This window comes from Enterobacter sp. BIGb0383 (genome assembly GCF_003751845.1).
Classification (GTDB): Bacteria; Pseudomonadota; Gammaproteobacteria; order Enterobacterales; family Enterobacteriaceae; genus BIGb0383.
In genome coordinates this window covers 758,963-773,364 of record NZ_RJKQ01000001.1, presented here as the reverse complement: position 1 = coordinate 773,364, position 14,402 = coordinate 758,963, and the positions used below count along the sequence as shown (strand labels likewise).

At 51.0% G+C, this 14,402-nt stretch carries 9 protein-coding genes; 3 read left to right on the top strand and 6 right to left on the bottom strand.

Going from position 1 to position 14,402, the window contains the following annotated elements; genetic code table 11:
* Nucleotides 1-100: 100 nt before the first annotated feature.
* Both zntB and EDF81_RS24020 read left to right on the top strand, forming a co-directional pair.
* Nucleotides 101-1,084, top strand: coding sequence for a zinc transporter ZntB (gene zntB / locus EDF81_RS03760; RefSeq protein ID WP_123346386.1), 984 nt, complete (start codon nt 101-103; stop codon nt 1,082-1,084).
* 276 nt (nt 1,085-1,360) lie between these two features.
* Nucleotides 1,361-1,507, top strand: a complete 147-nt coding sequence (locus EDF81_RS24020; protein WP_184999459.1) for a hypothetical protein — start codon at nt 1,361-1,363, stop codon at nt 1,505-1,507.
* 44 nt (nt 1,508-1,551) lie between these two features.
* Here the strand turns inward: EDF81_RS24020 and ttcA are convergent, their stop codons facing one another.
* Complete coding sequence (gene ttcA / locus EDF81_RS03755; protein WP_123346384.1) at nt 1,552-2,487, bottom strand: tRNA 2-thiocytidine(32) synthetase TtcA; 936 nt, start codon at nt 2,485-2,487, stop codon at nt 1,552-1,554.
* A 119-nt stretch (nt 2,488-2,606) separates the two neighbouring features.
* Nucleotides 2,607-3,482, bottom strand: coding sequence for a helix-turn-helix transcriptional regulator (locus EDF81_RS03750; RefSeq protein ID WP_184999458.1), 876 nt, complete (start codon nt 3,480-3,482; stop codon nt 2,607-2,609).
* Nucleotides 3,483-3,591: 109 nt separating this feature from the next.
* On the opposite strand from EDF81_RS03750, the gene EDF81_RS03745 reads away from it, so the two are divergent.
* Nucleotides 3,592-5,013, top strand: coding sequence for an MFS transporter (locus EDF81_RS03745; protein WP_123346382.1), 1,422 nt, complete (start codon nt 3,592-3,594; stop codon nt 5,011-5,013).
* Between the two features lie 212 nt (nt 5,014-5,225).
* On the opposite strand, the gene EDF81_RS03740 is transcribed toward EDF81_RS03745, so the two are convergent.
* The 4 genes from EDF81_RS03740 to nifJ all read right to left on the bottom strand — a co-directional run bounded on the left by EDF81_RS03740 (nt 5,226) and on the right by nifJ (nt 14,370).
* A complete protein-coding gene (locus EDF81_RS03740; RefSeq protein ID WP_184999457.1) occupies nt 5,226-5,387 on the bottom strand; it encodes a hypothetical protein in 162 nt (53 codons plus the stop codon).
* An 85-nt stretch (nt 5,388-5,472) separates the two neighbouring features.
* Nucleotides 5,473-5,685, bottom strand: coding sequence for a KTSC domain-containing protein (locus tag EDF81_RS03735; RefSeq protein ID WP_123346378.1), 213 nt, complete (start codon nt 5,683-5,685; stop codon nt 5,473-5,475).
* Between the two features lie 272 nt (nt 5,686-5,957).
* The gene (locus tag EDF81_RS03730; protein WP_123346376.1) at nt 5,958-10,544 is read right to left on the bottom strand and encodes a putative adhesin; all 4,587 of its coding nucleotides are present in this window, start codon (nt 10,542-10,544) and stop codon (nt 5,958-5,960) included.
* 313 nt (nt 10,545-10,857) lie between these two features.
* Nucleotides 10,858-14,370 carry a pyruvate:ferredoxin (flavodoxin) oxidoreductase gene (gene nifJ, locus EDF81_RS03725; RefSeq protein ID WP_123346374.1) on the bottom strand — a complete coding sequence of 1,171 codons (3,513 nt, stop codon included), beginning with the start codon at nt 14,368-14,370 and terminating at the stop codon, nt 10,858-10,860.
* Nucleotides 14,371-14,402: the final 32 nt, after the last annotated feature.

The window sequence follows — 14,402 nt, the reverse complement described above, 5'->3', positions numbered from 1 at the left end:
TTTATGAGTTAATTCAGCATGATGGATGCACATGAAGGATGCAATTGTGATGGCTGACGTCTAGACTAACCGAAAGTGAAGAAAGCCTTGTGGAGGCGCTGTGGAAGCGATTAAAGGAACGGATGTTAAGGTACCGGATGCCGTTTACGCCTGGGCACTGGATGGCAAAGGGGGCGTGGAGCCGCTCACGGATGAAACCGTGATTGATGCGCAGCATCCCTGCTGGCTTCATCTTAATTACACCCAGCCGGAAAGCGCCCAGTGGTTGAATGACACCCCGCTGTTGCCGAATAACGTGCGCGATGCGCTGGCGGGGGAAAGCTCCCGGCCGCGCGTCACCCGCATGGGAGACGGCACGCTACTGACGCTGCGCTGTATTAATGGCAGCACCGATGAGCGCCCGGACCAGTTGGTGGCGATGCGCGTCTATATGGACGAGCGGATGATTATCTCCACGCGGCAGCGTAAGGTGCTGGCGCTGGATGACCTGGTTAACGATTTGCAGCAGGGCACCGGGCCGACGGATGCCGGAGGCTGGCTGGTGGATGTCTGCGACGGCCTGACCGATCACGCCAGCGAATTTATCGAACAGCTTCACGACCGGATTATCGATCTCGAAGATAATCTGCTCGATCAGCAATTTCCCCCGCGTGGCTTTCTGGCCCTGCTGCGTAAGCAGCTGATAGTGATGCGCCGCTATATGGCTCCCCAGCGCGATGTATATGCGCGTCTTGCCAGCGAACGTTTCCCGTGGATGAGTGACGATCAGCGCCGCAGAATGCAGGATATCGCCGACCGACTGGGGCGCGGGCTGGATGAGATCGACTCCTGCATTGCGCGTACCGGCGTGATGACCGATGAAATTGCCCAGATGATGCAGGAGTCTCTGAGCCGTCGGACCTACAACATGTCGCTGATGGCAATGGTCTTTTTACCCAGCACTTTCCTGACCGGCCTCTTTGGGGTCAACCTTGGAGGTATCCCTGGCGGGGGCTGGCATCTGGGCTTTACCATTTTCTGCGTCATGTTGGTGGTATTGATTGGAGGTGTTACCTGGTGGTTACATCGCAGTAAATGGCTGTAAAAAATAACGTTTTTAACAGAAAATGAACATAAAAACGCCAGAATCATTGAGCGAGGTCAAGAAACGATTTGCCCAATCGCGGCAAACTCTCTCTCGCAGGTGAATGCAACGTCAAGCGATGGGCGTTGCGCTCCATATTGTCTTACTTCCTTTTTTGAATTACTGCATAGCACAATTGATTCGTACGACGCCGACTTAGCATAGTCGGCTTTTTTTTGCCTTCAGCAGCCAGGCTTCTACCCTTAATAGGGTGGAACCCAATCTGAGGAGGCCCATATGAACGCTGTTATCCACTGTCAAACCATTCCAGGCGATCCCTTCCCGGGCGATCCCCCGCCGATACCCGACCCACGTCCGCCCCAGCCTCAGCCGCAGCCCGACCCGCCTCCGGAAGAGGTGCCGTATAAACTATCGCGGGTGTAGAGCAGGGGAACCGCTCAGGCAGAACGCCTGAGCGGGCAGAGCGGTTACTTCACTTCGACGATGTCGAGACGCAGCGTATCCAGAGACGCATCGTCCTCTTCCGGCTGCCAGCCGGCAGGCTGCATCGGGATCTCTTCCCGATCAAAGGCCAGATCGCCGCCGTCGACCACTTCCGAACCGTGGCGAATGCTTTTGAAATCGAACATCTCACCGTCGCACAGATGGGATGGCACCACGTTCTGCATGGCGCTGAACATGGTTTCGATACGGCCAGGATAGCGTTTATCCCAGTCACGGAGCATATCGCCGATCACCTGACGCTGTAGGTTCGGCTGGGAGCCGCACAGGTTACACGGAATAATCGGGTAGCCTCTGGCTTCGGCGAAGCGCTCGATATCTTTCTCGCGGCAGTAGGCCAGCGGGCGGATAACCACATGCTGACCGTCATCGCTCATCAGCTTCGGCGGCATGCCTTTCATTTTGCCGCCGTAGAACATATTCAGGAACAGGGTCTGCAGAATATCGTCCCGGTGGTGGCCGAGGGCGATTTTGGTCGCGCCCAGCTCGGTTGCCGTACGGTACAGAATGCCGCGACGCAGGCGTGAACAGAGCGAGCAGGTGGTTTTGCCTTCCGGAATTTTATCCTTCACGATGCCGTAGGTATTCTCTTCGACAATCTTATACTCCACGCCCTGCTCTTCGAGGTAGGCGGGAAGGATATGCTCCGGGAAACCAGGCTGTTTCTGGTCGAGGTTAACCGCAACCAGCGAAAAATTCACCGGGGCGCTCTGCTGCAAATTGCGCAGGATCTCCAGCATGGTATAGCTGTCTTTGCCGCCGGACAGGCAGACCATAATGCGGTCGCCTTCTTCAATCATATTGAAGTCAGCAATCGCTTCGCCGACGTTGCGGCGCAGTCGCTTCTGCAATTTGTTGAGGTTGTACTTTTCTTTCTGATTAACTGTTTGATTATCTTGCATTTAACTATTATCCGGCTGACAAATGGAGTACTGCTGACGCGCTATGCCTGGTCGCAATCTCTAACGCGTTTAAAGTATGGGCGTATGGTACGGATTACGGCGACGAATACCAGCACGTTTTATGCGTCTCCCTGTTTATCCAGCCACGCCAGCGCCTCTCTTCCCGCGTCATCCATCGGGAGATAAACCAACAGGCGAGAACCGTTGCGCGGCGCGGAATACCAGTACATCTGCTGCAGCGTGAAATGCCCCAGCTGCGGGTGGTTGAAATGTTTCACCTGATTCTCCACGCCGCGCACGTCGTACTGCTGGTGCCACAGGTTTTCAAACTCAGGTGAGGCGGCGAAAAAGCGCGCCAGTTTATTTTCCCACGCCGGATCGCCGCGGTGCTCCGCCATCGCCGCACGAAAATAAGAGACGAACGTTGGTAAAACGGTGGGGGTTGCAATACGGGAACGCCAGGCTTCGCAGGTCAGATAGAGATAGATGCAGTTACGATCTTCTTCAGGAATCGCCGTAAAATCCACGCCCATCAGACGGCAAAAACTGTCATTCCAGGCCACGATATCAAAGTTTGGCCTCTGAATGCTGGCCGGCTGCGGCATCAGGCTGTCGAGCATTTGTCGGGTGCCGGGGCTGATACCTTCGCAGACCATCCCCTGATACGTTTCCGGCGGCGTAAGGCCCGCCAGCACAAAAAGGTGGCGCGTCTCCAGCGGGCTGCACTGCAGCGCATTTGCCACGTTGAGCAGCACGCTCTCCGACGGATTCACTTCGCGACCCTGTTCAAGCCAGGTGTACCAGGTGACGCCCACTTCCGCCAGCATCGCAACCTCTTCACGGCGCAGGCCCGGCGTGCGGCGTCGGCCCACGCGCGGCAGCCCCAGGCGTTGGGGATCGAGACTTTCGCGCCGGGAACGCAGAAACGCACCAAGCTGTTTACGACTGTTATCGGGCGCGATGACCAGAGCTTCAGGTTGCTGCATTACCGTCATATGACCTCCAGCAGGGTAGTGCCAGTACCAGTATAAGCAAGAACTGGTACCGGTTTAATTTATCGCAGATGCTACGGCCAACTCACTTATGATGCAATGGAGAGATCCAATGAACTCGTCGATTAATTCACCTGGCCGTGCCGGTTTGCTACTGCTGTTGACTGGCCAGATGCTGCCGCTGATTGACACCTCAATAACCAACGTGGCGCTGGATTCAATCACCCAGTCGCTGGGAGCGGGCACTACGCAACTGGAGCTGATCGTGGCGCTCTACGGCGTTGCCTTCGCTGTCTGTCTGGCAATGGGCAGTAAACTTGGCGATAACTATGGCCGCCGTCGCCTGTTTATGTGGGGCGTGGCCATCTTTGGTCTGGCCTCCTTACTCTGCGGCATGGCGGATTCGATTAATGGCCTGCTGGCGGCGCGAACGCTACAGGGGGCAGGCGCAGCGCTGATCGTCCCGCAAATTCTCGCCACGCTGCATGTCACCCTGAAAGGAACTGCACATGCCCGGGCTATCAGCCTTTACGGCGGGATCGGCGGGATTGCGTTTATCGTCGGCCAGATGGGCGGCGGCTGGCTGGTATCCGCGGATATCGCCGGACTCGGCTGGCGCAACGCCTTTTTTATCAATGTGCCAGTCTGTCTGCTGGTGCTGGCCCTGAGTCGGCGCTATGTCCCTGAAACCCGGCATGAGACGCACTCACGCATTGACTGGCAGGGCACCGTCAGCCTTGCGCTGGTGCTTTGCTGCCTATTGTTCCCGATGGCCCTGGGACCGGAGCTACACTGGCCGTGGACGCTGCAGTTGTTACTGATCGCCGTGCTGCCGCTGCTGGCCTGGATGCGGATCAACGCGCTGCGCAAGGAGCAGCGGGGCGCTCATCCCTTACTCCCGCCGCGCCTGCTGAATCTCACCAGCATTCGCTTTGGTCTCGCGATTGCGCTGCTGTTCTTTAGCGGCTGGTCCGCGTTTATGTTCTGTATGGCGCTGACCATGCAGGCAGGGCTCGGGATGGCCCCGTGGCAGTCCGGGAATAGTTTTGTGGCGCTGGGCGTGGCCTACTTTATTTCTGCGCTCTTTGCCCCGAGGCTGATTGCGCGTTTGAGTATGGGGCGCATTTTGCTGACGGGTCTGACGGTGCAGATTGTGGGTCTGCTGGCGCTTAGCGCAACCTTCTATGCGCTAGGCACAAAGACCACTACGCTGGCGCTGGTTCCTTCCACGGCGCTGATTGGCTACGGCCAGGCGTTGATTGTGAATAGTTTTTATCGCATCGGGATGCGCGATATCAGCGCTCACGATGCCGGGGCGGCGAGTGCGATTCTGAGCACTCTGCAGCAGGCCACGCTGGGTCTGGGACCGGCTATTCTCGGATCGCTGTTTTTAACCCTGGTGCATCGCAGCGGTGGGGACTATTCCCGGGCGCTGATCGCTTTTCTGCTGGTTGAGGTGGTGATGATGCTGGTGCTGGGAAGTATTGCGCTGAAGCTGCGTCACCGTCTTGCCGTGCGAAGCTGCGTCGTGTGATTTAGCGGGGAGTCGTCGGGGAAAATAGTTGGCAGCTTCGACACCAAAGCTGCCAGCAAGATATAACTAAATGTAATGATGTATGTCCGTCACAGGTGCACTTTATAATGATCTGAATCACATTGTTCAAACTTTATACTCGTTCCTGGTGATTGGTTTTTTTAATGATCGGCGTAGTAATTAACCGTTCTTAGTATACAAATTAGACACTATCACGGCTGGTTTTCCGGTGGGCTAAGGGGGCAAAGCAGCTCCCGCAGCACGGCAAGTCGCTGGGCAGGCGTCAGATACCAGAACTGCCAGCGGCGCGATCCCTGCGGTTCGTCTTTCCACAACTGTTTCATTTCATTGAGATAATCTTCACTCTTTTTCATGGCGGTCTCTCCTTTCAGCATGAAGAGACTGTAGCCATAAAAAAGCGGAAGAAAAACGGATGGGTTATGAAATTAACTTCAGGGTTTAGCGCATACGCCGCTGGGGAAACTTACCTTTGATCACGCCGTCATAGAACCGACCTTTCGATACCACGATTAAAAAATCACGAAAAATTCTGGCGGGGACACCGAGAAACTGTAGCGTGCTCTTGTCGCGGAAGCAGATTTCGAGCGTGCTGGTGGGGTCGTCGTAGGCGATAGAGGCGATGCGGGATGATTTTACCGGGTGATGCTGCACGTATTGATGCCTCCTTTCAGTCCTTTTGTCTTTTATAATCGGTCACAGAGGGGGTTTTATGCAATATGAATATGATATGACTTATTCATCAGAAGGATATGAAAAGAGCGTAAAGGCGTCATCTGCCTGCCATACAAATTCGACATTATACACAGATGGCCTGACGGGATACGCTGTCCGGGTTATACGCCTTTACTGAGTCCTTTGAAAATCGCCTCTTGTTTCACAGGCCCGGGCAACCGCCCGGGCTTTTTTTTAACACTATCTTGCTATCAGTTCTTCTTCCTTGCCTCATAGATCCCTGATGGGAGAAGACTTCCGAGGCCACTGCGCGGGCGGCAAACGGCAATATCAAATTGAGTGTAAGAGCGCCCCGTTGTTTGTGTAATTTTATGCATGACTTCAGAAAGCTGAACGGAGTGTCCTGATTTAATCTGAAGGACATTGGCTTTGTTTCTCTGGGCTATTTCTCTGAAGGACACAGAATCCTCAAAAAAAGTGAGCGTGTAATCCGGGCTTTTCTGCCCACTCGTCAGACTCTGAGCGTACTCATATTTGTTTTTAACGAAGTCCTCCAGTGCATCTTCAGATGCCAGAAGCAGTTTTCCGTGTGGCGCGTAAAAGTTAACCTGACTTCCAGCAGGAATGTTAAATTCAGATGTCAGATAAGTATCTGTCTCCCCTCCATGTCCATCGATAACCAGCCGGGAATTTGTAGAACCCCCCTCGTAAATGAAGAAGTCATCATACTCTTTTCTCCAGACGTTACCCTCCAGTCGGGTTACGCCAGTAACATACGATTTTTTGAGTGCATTGCGCATTTCATCGTACTCAAGAAAAATATCTTCTGAATCGGTTTTTAAAGTGTAAAGCCGGGTGTCTTTGTCATAACTGAGTGTTTTTGAGATGTTCCCCTGGCTCCCCTTGGTGATCACTTCGCTACCATCATCCCAATAGCTGTTGATGATGTCGAATTTTTGTTTGTTACGATTATAAATAACCGCTAGTCTTTTTTCACCTCGCTTGCCAATAAAAGCAACATCCTGATCGGGAGCCAGGTATTCGAAATCATAATATTCATTATTATTTTTTATATACATATCCATGTCGTCATTGAAATAGAGGAAGTTTTTATCGGATCCGGTTGTCTGATGTAATTCATCCTTAATGGTTGCTTTGCTGACACTGTTTTCACCTAATCGTTTCGTCGCCTCATCAGTAAATACGTCGTTGTTTTTTATATGATGTTTTTGGCTGGGAGTAGATAGGTTTACATGCTGTGCTGGTATCCATTTCTCTCCTTGTCTTTCAATGGGGAAAGAGTGTTGATAACTATCCAGATGGCTGGGTGATTGCACACGCCAGGTATCGAATACATCATCGTATTTGACCGGGAAATAGTTACTCTTGTTCTTAATAAAGAGTTGCTCAGGATTGTTTTTTAACGAGTAAACATTTTTAAATTTTCCGGTGTTGTCACTTTTGACAAGATCGCGAGGCTTGGGTACTTTAAATTCATTCCATGTCATTGTGTCAACAAAGCTACTCCTCAAGCCGAAGCTGAAATCGCCACCTCCTCTTAAAATAAAATCAGCTAATGGTGTGTCTTGACCTGCAGATTTAAACTGTTTACTTAAGTTCAAAGCGGCTGGCTTTTTAAACAAATGATGAATGCCCTGGTAAGGTACGGGGTTTATAATATCATCTGCGAAATGCGCAAGAGCAGAGAACGCATTTTTGCTAATAACTTTACTAGTTATTAAATCTTTTAGCACCGCTTTTTTTAACGCCTGTTTGGTTAACCCCGATTTGCTCAGGCGAACAGTCGATTCGGTGATGGCCTTGCTTATTGATGCGCTCAGAGATATACCTGCAGATACGACCGTGATGACGATATCTACGGCATCAAATACAATAGAAACAATATCATCAGCATTAAGTTGATATTCCTCATCGGTAGCTGATTTGTAAATGACGTCATAGAAAGGAACAATGTATGTAGCTATTTTATGTAATAAGCCTGAGTAATCAAGTGTCTTTTTCAGCGCCTCGGCATGACTTTGGAGGTCCTGGTCTAAGTTTTTTATGATGATGTCATAACTGCTGGTCTTCGTTGAGCGGCTAATATCTTTTCTGGGATTTGTGGTTACTGCCGCATCCTTTATTTTAGTATTATGTAATCTGGATAAGAAAGCATCTATTTTATTTTGCTCTGATTTATTTTTATTGTTTATGTTTGGATAGAAACGATCCGGAATAACATAACCATCGCTATCAGTCCTAAATCCGCTGGTATCCATTTTGCTACCTTGCATTTCTCGCGGTTTTTTAAGAATAGCAAACATTGCATCAGATGATCCCATTCCGGTATCCGTGAACGTTTTTGCAACAAAGTTCCCATTGTAGGAGGAAATAACTAACCAATTATCATCTGCAAATTGAAGAAGGGTTAATCCTCCCGGTGCTGACGTAAATCTGTAACGGATTGCCTGAATGGGGGAGGAATAAAGCGATTCAATATTCTGAATGCCTTTAAGATTATGAATTGTCGCCGAATTTATTAGGTTGCGGGCAATTGTTTCCGCTTCAAATATAGAAGATTGACTTTTATAATCTGAGAATTGCTTATTGTACTCTATTTGTGATTCGAAGTGAAGGTTGCTTTTTAGTTCGCTAAGTGATGTGAAGTTATCCGGCTCTTTTCTTAGATTGTTTATCTTGTTAAGATCGTAGCTCTCCTGAAGATAGATATCTATAATTCTTTGAATATTAAAATCTTCAGGTGAGGAAGCGAGCTGACCTCTTGTTATATGTCGATATAATGTTGCGGCGATAATTAAATAAAGTCTGCTATAATAATCATCATCATTCATCAGTAAATCGACCAGTTTCGCACTGGATTCTGATGATGAAAGTGAAAAATCTTTTTTTACTATAGGTTCAAGAAGATTTATTGCAGATTGTCGTGCAGTGTAAATATCCACATGATTGTTCTGTTTGTTTTTTCTGATTGTGGATAGCATTGATGGTTGTTGTTTGATCATGCTAAGAGCATAGTCATAATAAATTAGATCTCGATGGATAGAATAAAAATATTGTTTTGCGAAATCAATTGTATTCTCGTTAAATTCAAACGGTAAGTATGTGGTGTTATCCAGAGGACTCGGAAGGTCATGATTGACACATATTTCCAGAATCATTGAGGGAATTAATTCGGCCATATGAGCGTGAATGTTGTATGTGGGGTTGTTATTCTGTGCCTTTTCTTTTTGAAATCTCGAATGATAGATTAAATCCAGGTGAGATTTTGTTTTTTGTAATTCTTCTATTTTATCTGAAGGATAAGTGTTTTTTGTTAGTTTCGAATGTTTTTCCAAATTTCTTAATTCAGCATTGAGGTGGTTATTTTCCATTTGTAGTTCTTTTTGTGTCTTCAGTAAAAACTCAGAAGATTGACCACTTACTTTATTTATTCCAATTATTGGCTTTGATCTCATGTCACTACGTTTGACGCCATTGCGTTCGTTCAATACTGATCTGATTTTTGCTATAGTATCTGTATTTAGCTTGATTAGTTTTGGTATTTTATTTATGCGGTTGTTACTGTTTGCTGATTTTATTTTGTCGTCCAGGTTACCCTGGATATCTATTATTTCTGAGTACAAATTTTCTTCTAATGGTCTGGAAGGTAAAGGGCTCATCCAGTTAAGATATTTATAAAGAGAGGGAATATCAGCCTCCTTTTTATTATCTTCCCAAAAATTTATAAACTTAATATTGCTGTATTCGGGATTGATTTTGTTTTTTAACGCCTGAGATAAATTGAGAAGCGCGTGTAGTACAAAAAAATCTTCACTGTTCATTGATGTTGATTTTGATGTGAAATTTTTAATGAAGATTTTATTAAAAACATTATATAAGTGTACTGTTAATGTGGGAAGGCTTAGTCTATTTTTGCTAAATTCGAAATAATGTTCAAAGAAATCATCAGAGTAAGGTGCGAGAAAATTCGTGTATTGAGCATGATTTTCAGAGGATAATTTATCAAGAAAAAGAAGCTTTATCGCCTGTGTATAACCAACATATCCACTACCAGGTTTTGCTGCCACTGAATGTGGGTTGGCATCACGAGTATGCCGGGCATGCGGTTTCTGTTCGAGCTGATAAATATCCTCCATTTCCTGCTTATCGAGCAGGGGAGCAAACATCTCATTTGTATCGGGCGAGGAGGTTGTTTGCCGTGAGTCTGCAGTGACTATCGGTTTTTTTGTGGTCGCCAGTAGTGACGTTGCTATTGGTGTCGACAGAGCGTAAGGTATTGAATTATTGGCTAGCTGTGCACTGGTCAACTTTTCTGTCGCTCCTAATTCTTCAGGGTATTTGGCAATCGAGGAACCGATCAGCAAGTGTAATAACGTTTCTTTCGTTGTCATTATCTCCGGTGCAGAAGAACTGTTCATGGCGTTAAATTGCGTTATATTCTCGATAAGATCGGTTGCCTGCTGACGATCTGCTGGACTCAGTGTCGAGAGAAAATCCATACGCTGAGGGGAGCGATTAAATAAATTATAGATAAAGGTTCCTACAGCACCTGCGCCACAAATTGCGATTAACGCTTTAACCATACTTGATAAGTTTTTTTTATTGCCTGGTGATGTACCAGAGGAGAAAGCTATAAGGTCATTGGTTTCTTCAATATCTATTATGATGCTACTCAGCCTTTCAGTTTCTTGCGCCAGAAGATCATCCTCGGGAACATCAGAAATTGAAGTAAACTCATTAAGGCTAATATACTCACCGGAAGAATCTGCAATAAATTTGTCATTTTCACTTTGCACTCTGTCATTTTCATAAGGCATACAAACCTCCAGACTTGAACGTTTTGTTTATCAAGGTGATAGCGGATTTTTTGGTATTTTTGAAACAGAACAGATGACCAGCTTAGATGAGGAATAATCCCCGGCCAGAGTGATAAAAATGGCAGTCAGATGGTTATTAAGCAAGTCAACATTATTGCAGGCGTGAGCAGGAGGAATCAATTCCTCTGGGCGGCCGCGTCAGCATTGACCCGGCCAGATCTTTGACTTCAGGAAAGAGACTACCAGGCATGATATCCAGGGTGGCAGTCTCTTTCCGATTTTATTAAACAGAAATGCCCGGAGCGAGCGGACTTCAGCTTTCCGCTTTCCCCGCCATCTGGGCCAGGAAGTTATAGCGTTTTTGCAGATCCGCCGCCGCATCCTTCCATAGCTGCTCCGCTACGTCCGGCTGCTGCGCGTTCAGGCGACGGAAACGCTGTTCGTTAAGCAGTGTTTCGGCCAGCGCATCGGATGGTGGACGAGAGTCCAGCGCCAGCGGCAGCTTGCCTTCATCCGCCCGGCGCGGGTCAAAGCGGTACAGTGGCCAGAAGCCGGTCGCGGTAAGCTGGCGCATCTGATCGTGACTCAGGGCCAGATCGTAGCCGTGCTCCTCGCAGGGGCTGTAGGCGATAATCAAGGACGGTCCCGGATAAGCTTCCGCTTCCTGAATCGCTTTTACCGTCTGGTTCAGCTGTGCGCCCAGCGAGATCTGCGCCACGTAAACATGCCCGTACATCATCATACTGACGCCGAGATCTTTACGCGCCTTGCGCTTACCGTGTTCGCCAAACTTGGTCACCGCTCCGAGAGGGGTGGCTTTCGAAGCCTGGCCACCGGTATTGGAGTAGCACTGGGTATCGAGAACCAGAATATTGACGTTTTCGGTCAGGCTCAGAACGTGGTCCAGACCACCGAAGCCGATATCATAGGCCCAGCCATCGCCGCCAATCAGCCAGATAGATTTCTCCACCAGCGCGTCGGCGTCGGTCAGCAGCTCCGTTGCACCTTCGACACCGTTCAGATGTTTGCGCAGCTCTGCGACCTGTTCACGACGAACCTCTGGCGTGGCATCCGCGTGCAGAGCCTCATTCAGTTCTGTCGGGATACGGTCGGCGAAGCCGGAAAGCAGACGCATCACGCGCTGGCGATGCTGGTCAACCGTCAGACGGAAGCCCAGACCAAACTCGGCGTTATCTTCGAACAACGAGTTCGCCCATGCCGGACCGCGGCCGTTGGCGTCGGTGGTGTACGGCGTGGAGGGCAGGTTGCCGCCATAGATGGATGAACAGCCAGTGGCGTTGGCAATCAGCAGGCGGTCGCCGTAGAGCTGGGTCAGCAGCTTGATGTAAGGCGTCTCGCCGCAGCCGGAGCAGGCTCCGGAGTACTCGAACAGCGGGGTGATCAGCTGCGAAGTACGGATATCGATACGTTCCAGTTTGGTGCGGTCGATCTCCGGCATCCCAAGGAAGAAGTCGTAATTCACTTTCTCTTCTTCCACATGCTCAAGGCGCGACAGCATATTGATGGCCTTGATCTCCGGATTCTGCCGGTCTTTAGCCGGACACACTTCCACGCAGAGGTTACAGCCGGTGCAGTCTTCCGGCGCGACCTGCAGCACGTATTTCTGCCCGCGCATATCGCGGGACTTCACGTCCAGCGTCTGGAGTGAGTCTGGCGCATGTTCGATGGCGTCGGGCTGAACCACTTTGGCGCGGATCGCCGAGTGCGGACAGGCGGCGACGCAGTGGTTGCACTGGGTACAGATCTCCGGCTTCCAGATAGGGATCGCTTCGGCGATATTGCGCTTTTCCCACTGCGTGGTGCCGGTCGGCCAGGTGCCATCCGGCGGCAGCGCGGAAACCGGGAGGCTGTCGCCCAGTCCGGCCAGCATTGCGGCGGTAACGGTTTTGACAAAGTCCGGTGCGGCATCGGAGACCACCGGCGGGCGCATTGGGCTATCGGTATTGACCGGTTCCAGCGGCACGGCAAACAGGGATTCACGGGCCAGCGCCAGCGCCTGCCAGTTGCGTTCGACCAGCTCCTTACCTTTGGTGCTATAGCTTTTGGCAATGGCACCCTGGAGCTCCATCAGCGCGCTGTCGCCCGGCAGCACGGCGGTGAGCTGGAAGAAGGCCATCTGCATAACGGTATTGATGCGTGCGCCCAGGCTGCATTCGCGGGCGATGCGGGCGGCGTTAATGACATAAAAACGCGCCTGCTTCTGGTTCAGCACCGCCTGCACATCCTGCGGCAGGCGGGACCAGACTTCGTCGGCAGAGTAGGGGGTATTCAGCAGGAAGATACCGCCGGGCTTCAGGCGCTCGACCATCTGGTATTTATCAATAAACTGCAGCTGATGGCAGCCGACGAAATCGGCCTGCGACACCAGATAAGCGGAGCGGATCGGCTGCTCGCTGACGCGCAGATGCGATACCGTCAGGCCACCGGCTTTCTTCGAGTCATAGACGAAGTAGCCCTGGGCATACCACGGCGTGGCATTACCGATAATCTTGATATTGTTCTTGGTAGCCGAGACGCTGCCGTCGCTGCCAAGACCATAAAACAGGGCTTCCAGTTTGGCGGCGGACGGCAGCGTATTCTCCGGCAGCGCCAGCGAGAGATTGGTCACGTCGTCATAAATACCGACCGTAAAGCGCGGGCGGGGTTTCTCCAGCGCCAGCTCGTTAAAGACGGCCAGCACGCAGTCCGGGCCAAACTCTTTCGATGACAGGCCGTAACGGCCGCCGATGGTGCGCGGTAGAGTTTCACGTTCGCCGCGATTAAAGGCTTCCGCCAGGGCGGTCATCACGTCGAGATAGAGCGGCTCCGCATGAGCACCCGGCTCTTTGGTGCGATCCAGCACCGCCACGGCGCGTACGCTTTGCGGCAGGGCCTGGAGCAGATGTTCCGCAGAGAAAGGACGATAGAGACGGACTTTCAGCACGCCGACTTTTTCGCCCCGGGTCAGGAGTTCATCAACGACTTCTTCGCAGGTGCCGATGGCCGAGCCCATCAGGACAATCACGCGTTCCGCCTGCGGATGACCGTAGTATTCGAAAGGCTGGTACTGACGGCCGGTCGCGGCAGCAAAGTCGTTCATCGCCTGCTCAACGTGGGCGTAGACCGCGTTGTACCAGGGGTTTGTCGCCTCGCGGGACTGGAAATACGTATCCGGGTTAGCGGAAGTCCCGCGGATCACCGGATGTTCCGGGTTAAGCGCGCGCGAACGGTGGGCGTCGATGGCGTCCTGCGGCAGCAAGCCGCGTACCGTATCGTCCGACAGCGGCACAATCTTGTTAATTTCGTGCGAGGTACGGAAGCCGTCGAAGAAGTGAATAAAGGGCACGCGGCTGTTCAGCGTCGCCATATGGGAAATCAGCGCGAAATCCTGGGCTTCCTGTACGCTACCGGCGCACAGCATGGCGCAGCCGGTCTGGCGAATAGCCATCACGTCGGAGTGATCGCCAAAAATAGAGAGGGCGTGTGTTGCCACGGTACGGGCCGCGACGTGCAGTACAAACGGGGTCAGCTGACCGGCCAGCTTGTACAGCGTCGGGATCATCAGCAGCAGACCCTGGGATGACGTAAAGGAGGTCGAGAGCGCACCCGTTTGCAGCGCACCGTGCACCGCCGCGATCGCACCGGCTTCGGATTGCATCTCAACAACGCGGGGCACGTCGCCCCAGACGTTCTTCAGGCCATTTCCGGCCCAGGCATCGGATTGCTCCGCCATGGTCGAGCTGGGCGTAATCGGGTAGATAGCAATAACTTCGCTGGTCCGGAATGCGACCGAAGCGACCGCACCGTTACCGTCAGTCGTGATCATATGACACCTTCACATTGCGCAATATAAAGAAG